The sequence below is a fragment of the Nocardia rhizosphaerihabitans genome (assembly GCF_014646295.1).
GTDB classification, from domain to species: domain Bacteria; phylum Actinomycetota; class Actinomycetes; order Mycobacteriales; family Mycobacteriaceae; genus Nocardia; species Nocardia rhizosphaerihabitans.
Window position 1 is genome coordinate 44,985 of record NZ_BMNE01000001.1, and the last position, 17,776, is coordinate 62,760.

The 17,776-nt window shown below is 66.6% G+C and carries 20 protein-coding genes; 2 read left to right on the forward strand and 18 right to left on the reverse strand.

The window, feature by feature from the left end:
* Positions 1 to 53 precede the first annotated feature (53 nt).
* The gene (locus IEY60_RS00235) at positions 54 to 317 is read right to left on the reverse strand and encodes a DNA cytosine methyltransferase (protein ID WP_189022525.1); all 264 of its coding nucleotides are present in this window, start codon (positions 315 to 317) and stop codon (positions 54 to 56) included.
* Between the two features lie 10 nt (positions 318 to 327).
* Here IEY60_RS00235 and IEY60_RS35455 point away from each other — a divergent pair, with 10 nt between their 5' ends.
* Complete coding sequence (locus tag IEY60_RS35455; protein WP_229739614.1) at positions 328 to 480, forward strand: hypothetical protein; 153 nt, start codon at positions 328 to 330, stop codon at positions 478 to 480.
* Positions 481 to 724: 244 nt separating this feature from the next.
* Here the strand turns inward: IEY60_RS35455 and IEY60_RS00245 are convergent, their stop codons facing one another.
* From IEY60_RS00245 to IEY60_RS00265, 5 genes are all read right to left on the reverse strand, one after another.
* The gene (locus tag IEY60_RS00245) at positions 725 to 1,321 is read right to left on the reverse strand and encodes a hypothetical protein (RefSeq protein WP_189022527.1); all 597 of its coding nucleotides are present in this window, start codon (positions 1,319 to 1,321) and stop codon (positions 725 to 727) included.
* Between the two features lie 167 nt (positions 1,322 to 1,488).
* Complete coding sequence (locus IEY60_RS00250; protein WP_189022529.1) at positions 1,489 to 1,788, reverse strand: hypothetical protein; 300 nt, start codon at positions 1,786 to 1,788, stop codon at positions 1,489 to 1,491.
* Positions 1,785 to 2,396: a MauE/DoxX family redox-associated membrane protein gene (locus IEY60_RS00255; RefSeq protein WP_189022531.1), complete on the reverse strand. Its 612-nt coding sequence runs from the start codon at positions 2,394 to 2,396 to the stop codon at positions 1,785 to 1,787. The genes IEY60_RS00250 and IEY60_RS00255 overlap by 4 nt, the downstream gene beginning before the upstream one ends.
* Before the next feature lie 705 nt (positions 2,397 to 3,101).
* Positions 3,102 to 3,401 carry a carboxylesterase family protein gene (locus IEY60_RS00260; RefSeq protein WP_189022533.1) on the reverse strand — a complete coding sequence of 100 codons (300 nt, stop codon included), beginning with the start codon at positions 3,399 to 3,401 and terminating at the stop codon, positions 3,102 to 3,104.
* 153 nt (positions 3,402 to 3,554) lie between these two features.
* Positions 3,555 to 3,887: a phage tail protein gene (locus tag IEY60_RS00265; RefSeq protein WP_189022535.1), complete on the reverse strand. Its 333-nt coding sequence runs from the start codon at positions 3,885 to 3,887 to the stop codon at positions 3,555 to 3,557.
* 914 nt (positions 3,888 to 4,801) lie between these two features.
* On the opposite strand from IEY60_RS00265, the gene IEY60_RS00270 reads away from it, so the two are divergent.
* Positions 4,802 to 5,092, forward strand: coding sequence for a hypothetical protein (locus IEY60_RS00270; protein WP_189022537.1), 291 nt, complete (start codon positions 4,802 to 4,804; stop codon positions 5,090 to 5,092).
* Positions 5,093 to 5,750: 658 nt separating this feature from the next.
* Here IEY60_RS00270 and IEY60_RS00275 read toward each other — a convergent pair.
* From IEY60_RS00275 to IEY60_RS00330, 12 genes are all read right to left on the reverse strand, one after another.
* Positions 5,751 to 6,653, reverse strand: coding sequence for a hypothetical protein (locus IEY60_RS00275; RefSeq protein ID WP_189022539.1), 903 nt, complete (start codon positions 6,651 to 6,653; stop codon positions 5,751 to 5,753).
* 25 nt (positions 6,654 to 6,678) lie between these two features.
* Entirely contained in the window at positions 6,679 to 7,539 is an 861-nt protein-coding gene (locus IEY60_RS00280) for a hypothetical protein (protein ID WP_189022540.1), read from the reverse strand.
* 2 nt (positions 7,540 to 7,541) lie between these two features.
* Entirely contained in the window at positions 7,542 to 8,399 is an 858-nt protein-coding gene (locus IEY60_RS00285; RefSeq protein ID WP_189022541.1) for a DUF4913 domain-containing protein, read from the reverse strand.
* Positions 8,396 to 10,291, reverse strand: a complete 1,896-nt coding sequence (locus IEY60_RS00290) for a type IV secretory system conjugative DNA transfer family protein (RefSeq protein WP_189022542.1) — start codon at positions 10,289 to 10,291, stop codon at positions 8,396 to 8,398. Before IEY60_RS00290 ends, IEY60_RS00285 begins: the two co-directional genes overlap by 4 nt.
* A gap of 16 nt (positions 10,292 to 10,307) precedes the next feature.
* Positions 10,308 to 11,570: a hypothetical protein gene (locus tag IEY60_RS00295; RefSeq protein ID WP_189022543.1), complete on the reverse strand. Its 1,263-nt coding sequence runs from the start codon at positions 11,568 to 11,570 to the stop codon at positions 10,308 to 10,310.
* A gap of 215 nt (positions 11,571 to 11,785) precedes the next feature.
* On the reverse strand, positions 11,786 to 12,733 hold the full coding sequence (locus IEY60_RS00300) for a hypothetical protein (RefSeq protein WP_189022544.1): 948 nt from the start codon (positions 12,731 to 12,733) through the stop codon (positions 11,786 to 11,788).
* A 163-nt stretch (positions 12,734 to 12,896) separates the two neighbouring features.
* Positions 12,897 to 13,844 carry a hypothetical protein gene (locus tag IEY60_RS00305; protein ID WP_189022545.1) on the reverse strand — a complete coding sequence of 316 codons (948 nt, stop codon included), beginning with the start codon at positions 13,842 to 13,844 and terminating at the stop codon, positions 12,897 to 12,899.
* 70 nt (positions 13,845 to 13,914) lie between these two features.
* Positions 13,915 to 14,781, reverse strand: coding sequence for a hypothetical protein (locus IEY60_RS00310; RefSeq protein ID WP_189022547.1), 867 nt, complete (start codon positions 14,779 to 14,781; stop codon positions 13,915 to 13,917).
* A gap of 1 nt (position 14,782) precedes the next feature.
* Positions 14,783 to 15,805 carry a hypothetical protein gene (locus IEY60_RS00315; RefSeq protein ID WP_189022549.1) on the reverse strand — a complete coding sequence of 341 codons (1,023 nt, stop codon included), beginning with the start codon at positions 15,803 to 15,805 and terminating at the stop codon, positions 14,783 to 14,785.
* Positions 15,802 to 16,347: a hypothetical protein gene (locus tag IEY60_RS00320; RefSeq protein ID WP_189022551.1), complete on the reverse strand. Its 546-nt coding sequence runs from the start codon at positions 16,345 to 16,347 to the stop codon at positions 15,802 to 15,804. Before IEY60_RS00320 ends, IEY60_RS00315 begins: the two co-directional genes overlap by 4 nt.
* A complete protein-coding gene (locus IEY60_RS00325) occupies positions 16,344 to 17,006 on the reverse strand; it encodes a hypothetical protein (protein WP_189022553.1) in 663 nt (220 codons plus the stop codon). Before IEY60_RS00325 ends, IEY60_RS00320 begins: the two co-directional genes overlap by 4 nt.
* A gap of 29 nt (positions 17,007 to 17,035) precedes the next feature.
* Positions 17,036 to 17,566, reverse strand: coding sequence for a hypothetical protein (locus tag IEY60_RS00330; RefSeq protein WP_189022555.1), 531 nt, complete (start codon positions 17,564 to 17,566; stop codon positions 17,036 to 17,038).
* Positions 17,567 to 17,776: the final 210 nt, after the last annotated feature.

Genomic DNA, 17,776 nt, shown 5'->3' on the forward strand with positions numbered 1-17,776 from the left:
AGGTGACCAGGATTCACGGTCGTTTTACGAACGCTCGGTCGGCAGGCTCAGCTTCAGGCGGCGGCCGCGCTGCTGGCCAGCCCGGCGGCGACGCGGGTGCCCAGCCAGCGGGCCAGCTTGACCGGGACGGCGTTTCCGATCTGGCGTTTGACCACGTCGCGGGTGCTGCCGATCGACTGGACGTCGGGGCCGAGTTCACGGCGAGCATCGCGCAGGGTGGCGAAGCGGTAGGAATCGGGAAAGCCTTGGGCGCGGGCGCATTCCCGGTGGCGCAGCCGCCACCCCGTCGCCCGCACGCCAGCGTCGAACCAGCGCATACACCTGCCGTTGAGTGACCCCGAGCTGGTCAGCGGCCTGGTCGGCGGCCGCGACGCTCACCCGGTCCGATTCCGCGAGAGGACCGATGACCTTCGCGCGGGCCACCGCGGTCTGCCACCGCGTTTCGTCGGCGGTCAGAACACCACGCTCGGGCAACGCTGACTGTCCGACCATCCCGCAACCCCCGTGCTGAAGACGAGTACGAGCTGAAAGCACGGTACTGCCGAGGAGCTCGGGACACACCGATGATCGCTAGTCCCGTTCAGCCGCAGCGGAATTCGCAGGTCAGCACTGAACAGGACTCCGACTATTGACACGTCGGCGGACCTGTCGAGAACCGAACGATTCTCGACACCAAGGTTCGCGAAGCGACGCGGATGCGACCCTGCGCCGCATCCGGGTCCAGTCACCCAGCGTTGAGGTCAATTTCATCGAGCAGACCGACAGCGTGCCTTCCGACTCGGCCTTGGCGGATGCGGACCATCATGGCGAAGCCGAGACGGTAAGCGGCGCTGTTGAGCGCTACGAGTTCGGCTCTCGCGGCTGCTATCTCATCACTATCGAGGTGTTCTGCCCCAGTTCGCGCCGCCCGTACCAGTAACTCAAGTCGGCCGCCCGCTTGTGCAAATGCCGGATACACAGTCGTGTCCACGAAGTCCCGGATATCGCGGCCGAAGTAGGCACCTACCACCGCGAGGCGGCTGTTCAGCTCGTCGTTCCATTCGACAAGCGTGCTGTCGTACTCGACGAGGCGGCTCTCGAGCAGCTCCAGGGCGACTCGCCCCTCGGCATACCCGGTGACCGACCACAGCAGTCGCTGCATCCGATACGCGCGTTTGTCCACTAGTGCCGAGGTGGTCCGGCAGACGTCACTGGCTCTACCCAGATCCTCTTGGCGCAGCCGCTCGGCATTCTGATGTCGCCACGCGCGTTGCTGCAGGAAGCTCGCAAAGACACCACCGATGATCGTCGTCAGTACGAACCCCAGTGCGATCGGAACCACTTGGCTAGTCAACGAACCCCCCGTGCAGTCGTGTGCAGATGCCCGCAACCAGGGAACACCCCTGCGAGTCTGACGATGATTCTGCCGATTCCGGCTATGCAAGTCGATCAGGCAGATCGAGGACCCCTGTGTCGCGCATCGGTGGTTAGCCGTAGATCAGCAGCCCATCAGCCGCACGGCGAATAGTTCTGTGAGTCGGCGCAACTGGGGCGAGGCCCGTAGCGGCAGCAAGACCCGCTGTTGCTGCACAGGTAGACGTCGGACCAGGCACCACCGTTGCCGGTATTGGTGACGGCGTCACACCAACCGCAATACACGCCCGCATTTGCCCCCGGCCGGCACTGGCAACCGTTGTATGTGCTAGCGGCGTTGGCGATTTCGGGGAAGATCGCAGTGAGCGCCGACATGGCGGTGGTGAGAACGGCGGTGACTCCGATGCGGCGGAGCAGGTCACGACGTGTGGTCACGAGTGGGCCTCCTGAGCCGAGGGCGAGTGCGGGAAGGGCAAATCGGCCGGTTCCGTTGGGTCCTGGGCATGCGTGTGCACCAACGGGTCGTGCACGAGTTCGGGCGGGCGGCGTCGGTAGGCCAACAGGCCCAACGCGATCGCGAGGGCACCGATCACAGTGATCTGGATCGCCAGGGAGAATCCGGTGATGGTCGGCCCGGACATTCCGCGCGCCGCGGTCCAGCCCACCACGGTGATGAGCACCAGGTTGCGTGCCACGACCGGCCACGACACCAGCGTCCCCACCTTGCCCAGACATCCACACGAGACCTGTTGCCCGCGCATCAACGCGATCACCACCGCGCCAGTCACCATCGCCAGCACCGCCGCAGCAGCGACCGCCCCGCTACGACCGAAGGCGCCGAGCACGTACATCATTCCCACCACCAGCTCTGCCGCCGGGATCAGCCACGCTCCCAAACGGAGAGCCGGACGCGGAAGCAGCTTGTAGGAATCGAGCCACTCCACCCGCCACGACGCCGAAGTCGAGAACTTCGCGAACCCGGCCAGGACCAGCAGGCCCCCCACACCCGTACGGACAACCAGCTCGAAAACGGTTCCGATCATCGTCGGCACCGCCCGTTCCGTGACGACGAACCGCTGCCTCTACCGTGACACACCACGGTTGCGACCCCTACAGATGAACTACGCACGTGCCCTCCAACCAACATCGACCGACGTCCAGGGAGAACAAAGCACCAGCCCGTAGATGAGCTGGGTGAGACCGCGATCAGCCCGCTTACCGCGCGGTGCTGGAAAACGCGCCCTGAGATTAGCGGAATCCATAGCGCACTCCCCTGATTTCGGGTCGCGCGCGCGGCATGGCTTCCGTCGACGGCGCGTCAGCGGTTCGGTGACAGCTGTGTGCAGCCGTGGGGTCTCACCCCGCGTACGCGCAGGACGGACCTGTCGAGAATCAAGATTCTCGACACCCGGCGTTGGCTATCGGGTGACTCGCCTGCGGCAGCCTCGCCCGCTTGAGTTGCTGCGGATCACCCAAGGCGCCGCGGCGGTCTCACCAAGCCGTGACGCTGCGACTGACCTGCTATATCCGTCGAAAGGACCTGCCATGCCACGAATCTCGCACGCAACCCGTCTGCGCGATCAGGAGATGGCGGCCGCGAAGACCGCGACCGCCATCGACCGGCGTTGGGCGCACCCTGCCCCCGGCCAGCGGGGGCGGTGGTGGGCTATTCGGGTTTGCGGGGGTTCCGGTAGAAATGGCGCGGAAACCAACGGATGTGCAGGTCAGCGCCTACCTGAAGGGCGCTCCTACTTCGCGTCCCACGTGGAGGAATCCCCGATCAGGAATCCCCCTCCGTAGATCCAGACGACTACGGGGAGTCTTTCGTGGCTACGAGGTGCTGTCACGACGCATTCGGCGACCAGATTACCGGCGCTATCGACAACCGGGATCGGTCCCGGAATGACATTGCCATCAGTCGCAGTCAGAACCGGACCTCGGTCGGTGTAGGTAAGAGTCAATGTTGCGGGCTTGCCGCCGTTCTCGGTCTGGGCCTGGTCAACAGGCAGACTTACCGGTGCTGGGCCCTTCGAGTTCAGTTCAGCCATGTCCTTCGCCTCCTCTTAGAGTGCTCAGTACAGCCTTGCGATACATCCTCCAGGACAGACACACCTCATGAGGCCGGTTCTTATAACTGGCCCAACCAACCCCGCGACGGATCCCGTAGTCGGGGTGTTGGCGGTCATGCGGTGGACAGTCGACTAATCGACGGTGATGTCCTCGTACGTGATCGTGACACTCTCGATGGCCACGCCGCTGTCACCTGCGTGCAGCGAAGGTCCTTCCCACCGAGAAGCCCATGCGTTCGACAGGTGGATCCGCCGAACCTGCTGGCGTTGCTCGTCTAACACGGTCACGGTCAACGGCGCCTGCTGGCCGTCGGAGGTTTGTTCAATCCAGTCGGTGAACGCTGCGCGCTTGTCTCCATCGCGGGTGATCGTGATCTGGCCAGAACCTGAGGAGCTCTCCGACAGTGGTGCTGTCTCGATCTGGTCCTCACGCAACTTGATGGTCACTCCGTCGGGCTCGGTCATGGTCGTACTCCCTTCGTGGCGGGGTATCGAGCGGCGACCAAGCCAAGCATCAACCACGGTGTAACACAGACCAAACCGGGAAAAATGCCCACTGACCAGCCGTTGCGCGCACTTCATTGTTTCTGTCCTGGACGACCTGCAGGTGGAACGTGGACTGGCACAGCTGCGTGCGCGCTGGCACGCCAGGCCGGATCCCTGCCAACGCTGTATCACGGGGCACGGCGTGAAACCCGCGCCGCCCGCGATGGGGCCGGGTCACCTGACGCGTTGGCCGCCGTGCGCTCCACGCTGATCCTGATCCGCCACGCCGCGCCGGTGATCCCATGACCCCCGCACCCCGTGGGCCCGACGACGACACCCGCGCTAACGGTCAGTGCGGGGTGCGACAGGCCTCATCGAGTGTCGGCCAGATGATCTCGTGCCCGCACGTGCAGCACCTGCAACTGCGGTAGTGCCCGTGTTGCCCGCACGGCACCGAACCCACCATCGCGTTGCGTCGCAGCGGATGCCCGTTGCCGCAGGCCTGCGGCGCAGCCTCGGCCCAGCCACCACGGACCCCGTAGAGCCGGCAGGGGTCGACCACGGTCCGGCCAACCACCCACCCCGCCCCATGATTCGCTCATATGTTCGATTACCCTCTTGGGATATGCAGGTAGACGACTTTGTCCGGATCTGTGGCTGACCACCGTATCTGCCACTTGATCAGGACATCTGTCATCGAGAGCGAGCGGTATGCGGCTGACAGTGCGTTGAGAGCGCACTCACTGCAACGGCGAAGCGGCCAGCGCGCCGACTGTCTCGGGGCAACTCTTCAGGGTGTTGGTGAGCCGTTCCCACATGTGTCAATCATCCTGTACGTAAGGTGATCTGGACGCTCGTTGGTGTCAATCCGACCTTTGTATGGAGGCCGCTCGATGTCAGAAAACGAAGCTCAGCAGACCACACCCAACCAGGCAGCCACGCTGTCACTGGCGTATTCCCAAGATCAGCCCGCGATCGAATTCGCTCAAGGATCGGCGATCCCTACAACCATTCCGGTCGTGGATGGTGACGGTCGAGTGGTGGCCGTCTACCGAGCCGAGGCGGTCCCTCAGCCGCAGGCACAGTCGCGGTCGTTCACCACCGCAGACCACGCCGCTATCTATGCACCGGAGCACGGGCTGTTCGATGTCAGCTACGCATCCGCGTGGACGCTCGGCCGGTAGCCGTCATCGAGGAAGCGGCGGTGACCGGTTTCGATCGGTCCCGCTGCGGCCGTGTGCAATCCTCGGGGTGTCAGTCAGCATCGTTCCGAGGATGACCAGACATCCTGCATTCGGCATGAGCGGACGTTGGGCGCCGAGCAACTCGCCTCGGCGACCTTGAACGCACGGTCCGTGACAACGACGATGGAAATCTGGTGACAGATTCGCTGACCAATGCGACCCGCCTCACCAGCTCGGGCATCACCGATGGTGACAGATGTGGTGGTCGGTCACAGGATCCGACCCAACGGCACCTCGGAGTTCCCGACGTGCCCCGCCGTGGGCACAAGCCCGGCACGGTGGGGTTGCCCATGCCGGGGCAGGAGATCCCGATCACGCTCCACAGGATCCCATCGCGCGCGTTTCTACGATTTTTCTACGATTTGCAGGCGGGGACGCACGGGAACTCACAGGAAGGATCCGGTGACTTCAGGACTATCAGATACCCATCTACCTGCGGAAACAGGGAAATCATGGGAAGAATCGGGCCACTTCGGGAACCTGCGGAAATGCTGCGCCGACTTCATGACCAACAAAGCATCCGGCACGCTCGCGAAGCCCAAGTGGAGGAAGGCGCCGTTGGTGGTCAACCGGCTCAACGGTCAACTCGTGTTGCCGGTCAGATGCCGTACTCGGGTGTGGGGTGTCGTCCCGGTGGCTCATCGATCGATCTGTGTTCTTGGTCGTCGAGGGCGTCCGGCTCGAAGGCCGCCGTGGGCGTGGCCGCATCGACGAGAGCATCGATGACTCGTCCTTCCTCTGACGCCGCTCGTGGTGTCGTCCCTGTGCCGAGCTGCTGGCGGGCGCGGGTGAGGAGGTCTTGCGTGGTCGCTGGCGCCATGTCCAACTCGCTGCTTGCGGTGGTGGTGCGCCGCAGGCTCGACAGTGACGAGCGCACGCTCGCGGCAACCGCGGGTGTGCCATGGTCGCGCCACAACGCGGTCATGTCCTCGACAGCGAGGTGACGGTGGGAGTGGACTCGCTCGGTCAGGATGGCGCCGGTGACGGTCCAGCTGCGGACCCGTTGTACTGGACTCATTTTGATCGCGTCAGCGGTATAAATGATCCGTGTCCGCAGTGCCTCCATGTTGCGGCGGAGCTGGTGAGCCACTACTGGTTCGGGATCGGCGTCGATTCCCCTGCTGTGGAGGTAGTGTTCGCGGACCGCCGTGACCGCGGCCATGTCGGCGAGCCGGCGGGTGTCGTCGACAACACGACCGAATCCCCGGCGGACCACGTTGTTTTTGGGTGGGTCTCGCAGGACGGTGCTGCGCCGCCAGGCACGGTTCCTGGTTCCCAGTTCTCTGGCTTGATTGATCCACACAGCGGGGACACCGCGTGCTGAGGCGGTGGCCTCGGCCAGGCTGCGATCCCGGTCGATCTGCACGAGTTCTGGGGAGTGGTCATGCTCGCGGCGCATAGCGGCGCCCTGGCGTGCGAGATCTTGAATCTGGGCGAGGACCTCTGCCTGTGCTGCGGGCAGCTCGGCGACGAGTCGGGGGTGTGGCACCGGGCTGGTCATGGATCCATCCCGGTCGATCGGCGGGTCACGGTTCGGCCCCCGGCGCGGGTGGTGTCGGTGCGTGGCTGAACGTGGGCGGGGTCATCAGCGGGTCGTCGCCTGTGTGTGCGGTGGCAGCTCCGGTCGCGTCCACGGCCGCGTCGATCCGCGCACCGTCGGAGAACAGCGGCTGTGTCGCCGACGGGGTCTGCGCTCGCTCCAGCTCCGACAGCGCCGCTGGTGGTTCCGGTGGCGCGAACTGCGGATCGGGTCTGATTCCCGCACGCTCTAACATGATCGACTGGCTCGCGTAGCCGGTGATGTCGGTCGCGGCGATCTCGCTCCACTGGCGCGCGAGCTGATCGCGGCTCACGGCGGCCGCAGCCGAGGCGGCGGTCTCCATCCAGCCTTGGTGTGGCCAATGCTGGTCAGCTTCGGCGGCGTCGACGCCCAGGAGTGCACCGATCTGGGCAGAGCGCTGCCACAGTGTCAAGATCACGTTCTCCACCGCGTCGCGCTGTCGCAGATCCTCCGCTGGCGTGAATCGGGAATGCGCGGCATAGATTCCGCAGAAGCGCGCCAATCGGTCACAGTCGGCGCCCAGCCCCGCCAGCAGCCGGTCGCGGTCGATCGGGGCCGCGGGGCGCAGGAACAAGTTGGTGTTCCAGCTGATCCCTTTCGCGCCGCGTTCGCTGGCTTGTTTCACCCATTCGGGCGGGACTCCCCCTGCGGTGGCGGCCGCAGCGAAGTCGGCTTGCAGTCTGGCTCGATCCTCGAAGTCCTTCGCCTGCTGCGGTGTCGGTGTCGTACCGCTGGCTCGCTGCTGTTGGCGCAGTGTGTGCGAGTCTGCGGCGAAGTTCTGCAACGCCTTGAGGATTCGCTTCTGAACCGCGGTTGCGTTCGCCATATTCATTCGTCGTTGCCTTCCGCGCTGGCCAGGGTGCGGAAGTCAGGGCCGAACCCGAGGTGTTCGATGGGGATCGTCGACCCGGGCGTGCCGAACCAGTTCGCTGGAATCTCCTTGCCGGTCATACCGGGGCTGTCGATGTGTCGGTCGGGGGTGCACCGGTGCAGGGGTCCGTTGGCGGCGTCGAGGACATGGCGCATCTGTGGATCGATGTGGCGGACGAACAGGCTGCTCATTGCCATCTTGTCTTCGGCTTTGACTGCGGCTTCGAAGCTGGCGTGCAGGCCGGCGAACCGGATCGCTACCGATTGGTGGCGCCACCATTGCCGACACCACGTGTACTGGCCTTCGCGGTTGTTGGCCGCGACCTTCACCGATGTCACCGGCAGCAGCCACTGCTCGGTGAACTCGCTGTAGTGCCCGAACTTCCTGGGCGGCTGGCCCTGCTGCGGTTCGGCGGGCCGGGTGCCGAACCAGCCGGGCGGGACCGGGTCGAACGGCAACGACGGCGTGGATTGATGGTGGGTGCGGGTGCACCGGTGCAGCGGCCCGTTGGCGGCATCGAGGATGTGGGTGACGTGTGGGTCGAAGTGTGAGAGCAGGAACGTGCTCAGCGCGGATCCGGCCTTGGAGCGGCGCATCGCCTCGAACGCGGTGTGCAGGTGCGCGACCCGCACCGCCACCGGCCTGTGCGCCCACCAGCGGGTGCACCAGGTGTAGGTGTTCTCCCGGTTCGCCTCGGCCAGGCGGACACTGATCGTGGGCAGCATCCATGCCTGCGCGAAGTCGGTGAAATGCCGGAACTGTGGCGGGATCGGAGCGTTCGTGGGTGCGGTAGGTGCTGGGCTCGGGCTGGTCACGACCGGGCCTCCCCTGCCGCCGAGGTCGCCTTGATCAGCGAGACCGGGCCTCCGCCGAAGCGTTGCATCGACTTGTTCACCAGTGGTGCGTGGTCGCTGTCCCACCAGGGGACTTTTCGGACGACGACCGGGCCGTGGCCGGGGAGTCGGACCAAGGCGCGGTCTTTCGGGAGCGCGGCGAGCATCGCGACGTCGAGGATGGGTTCGGCCCGCCAGGACAGGGTGCGTTGGATGCCTTGGGGGGTGTAGGTGCGGGAGCGGTCGGACACATCGTGTTGCCCGGCCATCGCCGACCAGTGCTCGAGGTAGTCGCGGGCGGCGATGGAGCCGCCGTAGACCTCGATCGACTGGGCTTGCATGGTCTTCCAGCCGTTGACCCCCCAGAGGTTTTCGGCTTGTTCGAGGACCTGCAGGATCGTCATCAGAATGATCCCGCAGCCCGCCGCATACGTGTAGTAGCTGGGCAATTCGCTGATACGGGCGCAGTTGGCGGCCTCATCGAGCACACACAGCAGCGGGGTCTGCAACCGTCCGTCCGCGCGAGCGCGGGCGGTAATCAACGCGGCTTCCAGGACCTGGCCGACCAGGGCCGCGGTCAGCGGGGTCGCACCGTCGGGCCCGGCCATCGACAGCGGATACAGAGTGTCGTTCGAGGTCACGAATTCGGTCGGGACGAACTCCGGCAACGCGTGCGTGCGGGCCGACTCGGTGACCTCGATGAGGACCCCGTTCGCGACCCTCGAAGTCTTGTCCGGTCGGCTCGCTCGCCCGTCGCCCGTCTTGGCGGTGGTTTCGCTGACCTGGAACAGTTTCCGGACCGGCGGAGTGACCATCTGGGCGTAGCCGGAATCGGAGAGCACGTTGAGGAAACGGCGTGCCATGTCGTAGAGGCCGTCGCGCTGGCGGGCGTAGAGGCCTTGGCATTCGATGATCCGTGCGGCGGGCCGGTCGTGGCCGAAGTGGCGCAGGATCAATGCCGGGGTCGGGTCCTGGTCTCGGCCCAGCCATTCGGCCACATGGTGCAGGTCGCCATCCACGCAGGCGGCGGCGAAGGTGCACAGGGCGAACAACTCTTGGGCTCCGCCGTCGAAGTAGGCGTCGGTCTTGGCGTTGGCGATCTCGCTGGCCGACCCTGCTGAACCGGAGACGAAGAATCCCGCGAGTTTGCGTGCCGCGGGCAGGCTGGTGACCTGGGTGAACAGGTTGACCCAAAACCCGCACACCGCCGTGCCGGTGACCGCTTGCAGGTCGCACACCCAGACCCGGCCGAGTTGTTCGCGGGCGTAGACGGTGTGGCGGTAGAGGTCCGGCTTGTTGGAGGTCGCCAGGCACGGTCCCCACGCCGAGAGCACAGCCGGGATCGCCCACGCCACAGTCTTTCCTGTGCGTTGTCCCGCCGCGACCGTGACACCGAGCTCGGCGGGCACGTGCAGGGCCACATCGCCGACGACCGTGCGCCCCAGTAGCGGTCCTGGGTTGTCCCGAACATGTGGTGGTGCGTCGCTGAGCAGGCGCTGGTTCTCGGCGAGGTTGTCGGCCGCGCGGGCGATGCGGATCTTGCCGGGCCGCTGCATGGTTCGCGCTGCGGCGTCGACCTCACGGTCATTGCCGAAGGCCTCTATCCCTCGCACACCCGCCGCACCGGCGGTGCACAGCAGCCCCAGCGCGATCGGGGTGGACTGCCACGGCCACCGCCGCTCATTCGATACCACCGACAGCAACGCCGCAAACGGGTTCCACGCCATCGGTTGCCCGGCCCACCAGCTGCCGAGTTTCAATGCTGCCCACACCAGCAACACCAGCACCAGCAGGGCCAGGAGGATCGCCAGCATGCCGGCTTCCTCACCCATCCCGGTCTTGTCGCGGCGGCGCGTTTCTCGGGGAGAGAACATGATTCACCAGCTCCTTTCACAGGTGGTGCTCGACGGCAGGTTCATGGCGGGGTGCGTCGATGACACCGGTGACCTCCGGGGTGCTCCACGCGGAGGCGAATCCGGTCTCTGGGAGCGCGGCATCGACCGCGTCGGCAATCGCCGCACCGCCCGGATCGGTCGGCGTCGCAGTGCTCGGGGTGTAGGACAGCGGGAGGAAGGCCGGTTCGGCGCCGACGGCCAGCGCGAGTCCTGGACGCGGATACGCGTCGGGCCCGAACTCCGCACGTAGGGTGTCGATCTCGGCCAGCGCGTGGTCACGTTCGCCGAGGATCTGGTCGAGCTGGCCCAGGTGGGGCACGCCGGGCTGCTGTGACCAGAACTGCCCGGTCAGGCCAGCACGGTAGGCAGCACTGATGTCGTGCTCGCCCACCCCAGCCGACACGGCCTCGCGGCGGGCGCGGCGGGTGGCGTCCATCAGCGTTTCCAAGCGCTCGATCAGCACCTGCCCGCCCTCGGCGGTCCCGTCGAATTCCCCTGCCAGGCGCAGGTGCTCCGCGGCCAGGTCCTGGACGCGGCGAACCGCGGCGATCTGAGTCTTGTGCTGGTCGAAAGTGCGCGTGTAGTCGAAGATGACCGGCGCGTTGCGCTGCTCGGCAGGAATCAGCGCCTCGAGTTCGTCGGCGCCGGTGTCGCGGTCACCGGCGGCTTCCTCGATGGCGAGGAGGTCGTCGGTGGCGTCGATGATCTGCTGGATCTCGTCGAGGTCGAGCAGATCGGGGCCGCGTCCACCCAACGCCCGATCAGCGGCACCCAGTCGCCGGGCACCGTCAGCGCCGAGGTCGGGGACCGCAGACAGATGGCGGGGCCGGTAGCGGGCGCCGTCTTGGGCCGAGTAGTCCTGGACCGGTTCGAGATGACCGGTGATCTCGGCGGCTTGGCGTTGGGTGCGCACGGTGGTCGATTCGACCGCGGGGTTGCCTTCGATGAAGGACTGCTGCAGACGTCCGAACTCGACGCGGGCAGATTCAGGGTTGGCAGTCCAGGACTCGACCGCGATGCTCAGCTGCTGCCACAGGTGCCGGTGTCCTGGCGAGGCGCTGTATCGCCACGCGCGAGCCAAGTCGTGGGCGCGGGCGGCGTATTCGACGACGTGGGCAGGGGTTTCACCGTGGGCGGCGATCTCGCGAAGCTGGTGGTGGGCGGCGAAGTCTGCGCGGAGCTGCGCTTCGACTCGGTCGGCGGCGTCGCGATAGTAGGTGGGATCGGTGTAGCGGGTCCCTTGGATCTGCCAGCTCATCGCGTACTCCTGCCGGAGTGATCGCGATCATGGCGTGGGAGATGAATTGTGGTGCTGTTTCTTTCGCGGATAGGGTTGGGCATCGTGCTTCCTCGGATCGAGAAAACGTCACACCCGTTCGGGGTGTGCTGAGTCCCAGCGGTTCAGGTTCGGTCGCCTCGGTCCAGTTCCCCCTAGCCGAAACACCGACAGACACAGACGATTTCGCTACTACTTCACAGGTCTCGTGCGTGATCCTTTCCTGCCCCCGTGCTGCGGTCAGGTGGTGTGTCGCTGGCGGTCTCTTCCCAGATCAGCTCGTGGTCATCACGCAGGGCCGCCTCGACCACTGCGGTGATCGCGGTGCTTTCCGCGGCCAGATCCGATGATTCGACGCTGCGGATGACGGTGTCGACGATCTCGGTCCGCAACGCACTCGTCGCGTCGGCGAGCATCTGATGTGGTGCCGGCGGCACGGCCGCACCCGCGCTGGTGTTGGGCGGGACATACAGCGGCACGGTCGGTTCGGGGTCGGCGCGGGCGTAGCGGTTCCATTCCTGAGCCAGGGCGAGGTCGTCGTAGGCCTGGATCGAGACCGCGTGCACGCGCCGGATCCCGTCCACGCTCGCACCCCACAAGTTCTCACCCTCGGTCGGTGTCAGCTGCGCCGCCGCGGCGAGCACGCTGGCCCGGGCATGCAGGGCAGTCATGTTCTCGCCGAAACGCGCCGCACCGATCGGGTCGCGACCGAAACTCCACCGCCCGGTATTGATCCGGTCCAACCGTGCGGCTTCCAGGCTGGCCATGCGTTCGAGCTGCCACAGGTCCAACCCGAGCATGTCGAGGTAGAACTCCTGCGCGCTATCGGCGCGTTCCGGGTGCTGGCGCAGGACCGTCCGTGCCGGCGTGGAGTCGCTGCGGTAGCCGAGTTCACGGGCCTGGACGACCCAGTCGGGGTTCACCCCGCCCAGCAGTGCCGCGTACTCGGCGTGCTCGCGTTCGGTGTTGACCAGATCGAGGCGGTCGCGCCAGACCTTCTCCTGGTCGGCCGAGATTCCGTCTTCGAACATTTGCGGTCCGGCTTCGCTGACGCGGCGGTGCTCGGCGGCCAGGTGCTGAATTCGGCGCAGTGCGTCGCCCTGCCAGTGCGCCGCCGCGTCGACCGGTTGATATGGACTGGTCATCACCACACCCCGCGATCGTGATCGAATCGTCGACCGGGTACGGGCGGCTCGAGCGCGAGTGTGAGGTCGCTGTCGGTGTCGGTGTCGGGCGTATCGGTGTCGTCAGTGGGCCGGGCGTGCAGGGCCCAACCCGTGGGCGCGTTGTGAGGGTCCCATTCGCCGCTCATGACCACACCCCTTGATCCCGGACCATGCCGGTATCGCGGTCAGGTGGATGTGGTTGCTGGTGCGGGTCGGGCTCCCACTTCGCGCGGGTCCCGGCACCGGTGGCCTCCACCGCAGAGCCGATATCGCGGCCGATGGGCGGTGCATGATCGTCGGCGAAGCTGACCGCTGCCAAAGCCTTTTCGGCGCTCTCGGCGACCTGCCAGGGTGTCGGTGGATCGAGGTCGGTGCTCTTGGAAGTGGCTTGGTTGTCGAAAGCGCGCGAGACGTCGGCCTCGATGCCCTTCCACGACAGCTCGCCGAAGCGCTGCTGGAGTTCGGCGTCGGTGTAGGAGGCCGCGGTCAGCTCCGCCAGCCGCTGCCACGAGTCGGAACCGCGCCCCCACAGCTGTCGTGCCTCACCCGGCTGCAGGTCGATCAAGGCCGAGGTGCCTTTGATGCGCCGCCACAGCGCGGCCATGTTGTCGTGGAGCTGGCGTTCGCCGGGCTCGTTGTCGGGTAGTGCTCCGGTGTGGACGCGGTGCAGGTACTCCGCGCGCACCAGTGCGGCGTGTTCGAGGCGCCACACGTCACCGGAGATCTGTTCGAGCATGTGCATGCGCGTCGAGTTCGCCCCGTCCGGTGCCATGGGTAGTCGTGCGGTTTCGGGGGTGTCGCCCCAACGCACTCCCCTGGCGCCGGTTTCGGTGGCGTAGTCGATCATGCGTTGGGGGATGTCGAGGCTGTGGGCGTGCAGTTCGACCTCGCCTCGCTCGTCGTCCAACGCACGTAGGTTGGTGCGCCAGGCTTCCAGCTGCACGTTCGGGCCGCTGGTGTGGGCGGTCGAGTACTGGGGGTAGGCGTGGAACAGCGTGCGGTAGCGGGCATGGCTCAGGTGCTGGACTTGTTCGAGCAGCCGCAGCTGCCATGGCGGCAACTCCTCGGCCCCTGAGAGGGGATGGCTCATCGGTTTCTCCAATCATGCTCAGTTACTGCGTCTTTCGCTCGAGTTGCGGCGGGAATGCCAGATCGAGGCGTCACGGGTCGGGGCCAAGGTCGTAGTCGCTGCCTCGATCCGCTGCCGACCCGGTGGGGTCGTCGGATTCGGGTTCGGTGTGGGCGTCGATGCCGGTGACCTCGATCGCGGCGCTGATGCCAGCGCCGAAGACCTCGCGCACCGTGGGTTCCGGTCGCAGGGCCAGTGCAGCGAGCTCGACCATCCGATCCGGCAGGACCGGTAGTTGGCGGCTGATGTCATCGGGGGTGACCCCGGCCGCTGTCAGCACAGTCACCGGGATCGTCGCTGCCACGAAGTCGGTCTCGACGATCCGCCGCCACCGTGCCGTCAACGTCGAGCGCTCCATTGATTCGACGGTTTCAGCGACCCGCTCGGTCCAGGGCCGGGAGCTGGGCTCCCACGCGTGCTCGCGTTCGCGCTGGGTCAAGTCCAGGGCGTGACCGAGGGCGCCGACGCGTTGCCAACTCGCCCCCATCACTCGCCGGAAGGCATCGAATCCGTCGCGCGGCAGGGTTCCTTGCTGGGCGATCGCGGCCCCGACCCCAGCCATCGTCTGCAACTGCCAGACCGACCGGAGATGACCCGCCACGACCGTGTCGCGGTCGATGACTTCGGTGTTCAGCAAGGGCTGGCCGGGGCGCCAACCGTGCCCGCGTTCGCCGGCGGCGCGGGTGTAGTCGATCACCGATTGCGGCACACCGACCGCGGCCGCCAGCGCTTCGAGTTCATTCCCCGTCCGGCGAACAGTCTCCAAGTGAGCACGCTCGCCCGGCGTCAGGTCGAGAATGCCTGCAGTACCGGACTTTCCGATCAAGCGGTGGCGTTCGGTGGCCACGTTCTGGACGGCCTTGAGCAGCTTGGACTGGATCGGAGTCGGTTCGAACATCTCACCGGCCCCATTCCGCCTCAGGACCGCCGCGCCACACTTCGATCTCCGTGCCCGGCCCACGCACCGAAGGCTCTTCGCCCCCCTGAGTCAGGCCGGGATCCGGTGTAGCGAGGTCCACGTCGTGGACCCCGGTCGCCGACACCGCTGCCTCGATCCACTCGCCGGCCTCGACGACTTCGACGTCGATCACCTCGGGAACCGGCTCGTAGTCGCGTTCGAGATCGTCGACACCGACACCGGATTCGTGGTGCAGGTGCGCGGCGATCGTGAGGTCTTCGGCCAACCCGGCCACGTCCGCGAGGCCCTGAGACCAACCATCGGCTACGTCGGCGCGGTCACTGTCGGTGAACAGGTCCTCGACATCCAGGCCGGTGTCGTCGATCAGCCGTTCTCGGTACGCCTCGGCGGCGGCCTCGGCCTCCAGTGAGAGGTCCCGGGTGGCGTCGGCGGCGGCGAACTGGGCGGCCGACGCCTGGCCGCGGCCCGTGCGCTGGTCCGATTGGTGCAGGGTGTCGGTGAATCCGGCGGCGCGGCGCCGGATGTCGATGAGCAGTTTCTTGTACTCGACGTCGAGGTCGTGCAGCGCGACCTCCCGCTCTTCGCGGTTGGTGTAGCTTGCGATCCGCTTGGTGTGCACTTCCTTGCTCTGTGTGCGGGCGAGCTCGCCGTCCTGCTCGCGCCGTTCCAGATCCGTGTCAGCGCGGGTGATCAGGCCTTCTTTGTGTCTTACGTCGACCTCGGCGATCTGGGCGGCGTTGGTAATGCGGGCATGGACCTCGGCGATTCGCGCCCGGATCAGCTCTTGCTCCATGCCCAGATTGCCCAGGCGGCCCTGATGCTCGATCGCAGACCGAAAGTCTTTCGCGTCGGCCAATCGGACCCGCTGATTGGATTCGGTGTGCGACCGCGAGTCGGCGCCCCAGCTACGAAACAGCCCTGCGGTGGTGTGTGCGGTTTGCAAGGCCTGCACGAATCCCTGCCGAACGGCTTGGCCACTCTCCTCGACCGGGTCCCCGCTCACGACATCACCTGCAATTCAGCAAGGAGCCAGGCACTTTCGGATCCGTGGCGGGTCGCGCGGGCGTAGACGGTGAACGCGATCGGTGCCTGGCCAGTCGGGGTGATGGTGACCGACAGGACCCGGCTGGTCGAGGTCGCGGTGTCGGGGGGATGGTCATCGGTGTGCACCACCACCTCGGAGCTCACCGCGGTCTTTTCCTCGACCCAGCTCTGCCACTGCCCGTGTGTGATCGGCGCCCACATCGACACTCCCACCGACGCTTGGGCAGCGAACGCGGTCCGCAGCAGCGGCCCGGCGGCGTCGAGTGTCGCGCGGGTGTCCCTGCCGAGGATCGGGTCCAGGGCGTAGATCGTGGAGACCGCGGCGTGGAGCACCTCCGGTGCCGAACATGGCCGCACTCCATCCAGCGGTGGTGGGAAGGCCTCGGCGCGGCAGGCCGGTGCGACGACCGGCCGGGACTGGTGGGTACTGCATCCCACCGCCAGGGCGGCGATCACCGCGGCGGCGAGTAGCACCCACGGGTTCGTGAGGCCGGGGTTCATGAGTCCGTCTCCGGGCGCTGCCATAGCTCGAGCAGGTCCGCGGTGCGCCACATGACCGGGTCGGGGTGCAGGCAGTTCTCGGCGGCCGGGTTGTGGGTGCCGATGGTCGCGACCTCGAGCACCAACCCGGTGACACTTGCGATCCGGTGCAGCCGTGGCTGGTCCAGGCCGCGGCTGCGCGCGAGGTTCAAGCGCAAGACTCCGGCTCGGGCGCCCCAGTCGCGCAGGGCGTGCCCGGCGAGCTCGATCGCTTTCTCCGCTGAGGTCGTGGCCGCGATGACCCCGTCGACGGCGGTGTGTTCGGGGAACGGTTCGTGCCAGACCAGGCGGCCGGTGGCCGCGCAGAGGGTGAACGCCTCCAGCGTCGCGGCCGACCACACAAGCAGCTTCGGGCCGGTGGCGGCTTGGCGCACGAGAGTGGCGTCGGTGGTGGCGCGGGTGATTTCGGTCTGCCGTAGACCTTCGTAGTCGATCCCGATGTCGAGCAGCGCGGTGACGAACCGATCAGCCAGGTAGGCGGTGATGAACCCGTATTCGATGGCGAGCCGATCGAATTCCTCGGTGCAGGTGAAGGTCAACAACTCGGTAGCACGGTCGCCGACCATGTCCTCGGGGGTGATCGGCGCGAACGCACCGAACGGGGAACGCGGTGCCGTCATGAGACGGGCCTCCTTTCGGAAAGATGTGGTCACAGGTCGAGTTCTGAGACAGGGGTTACCGACGCCGTCGGAGGCGGTAGGTAGTGCGCACCGCCCTCGGCGTGATCGAGGTAGGCGGCGGTGACGCCCGTGGCCTCGATCGCGGCGCCGATCAGTTCCCCTGCGGGTCGCTCGATCCGGTCGCGGGTTTGCCAGGCGTGTTCAGAGCTGGCCTCGAGCAGGTGCGGAGCGGGTGGCAGCTGATGGGCTGGACTGTCGGTGAGGGTGATGCCGACCATGCGCATCACCGCGACACGGCATCGCGCTTCGCGCAGGACCGCCGGTGCCGTCACCGCGCGCCAAGGCCGCCCACCTTCGAGATCGAGCCGGTCGGCAACCGCGGCCAGACGCGGCTGCCACGACTTCGGGTCGATGCCCCACAACCCACGCGTTTCGGCTTCGGTGGCGTCGATGGCGGTGGCGGTCATCGCCACCCGCAGCCACTGCAACCGCAAATGCTCGCTCAAACGATCGGCGCCACGGCGCTCGGCCAGGCCGCGGTCGCGGCGGACGGATGCCAAGGCGGGCAGGGTATGTAGCGACTCGACCTGGTGACGAAGTTGCGCGATCAGCATCGACCGAGGTACGTCGTGAGCGGTGGGAAGTGTGGATTCACCCGTGGTTCGTTCACTACGGCGTCCCGCGTCGCTGGCGTGGTCAATCCAGTTCGCTGGCACGCCGATCGCGGCGGCCTGTTCGTGCAATACGCGGTGAGCGATGGACAGATCGCG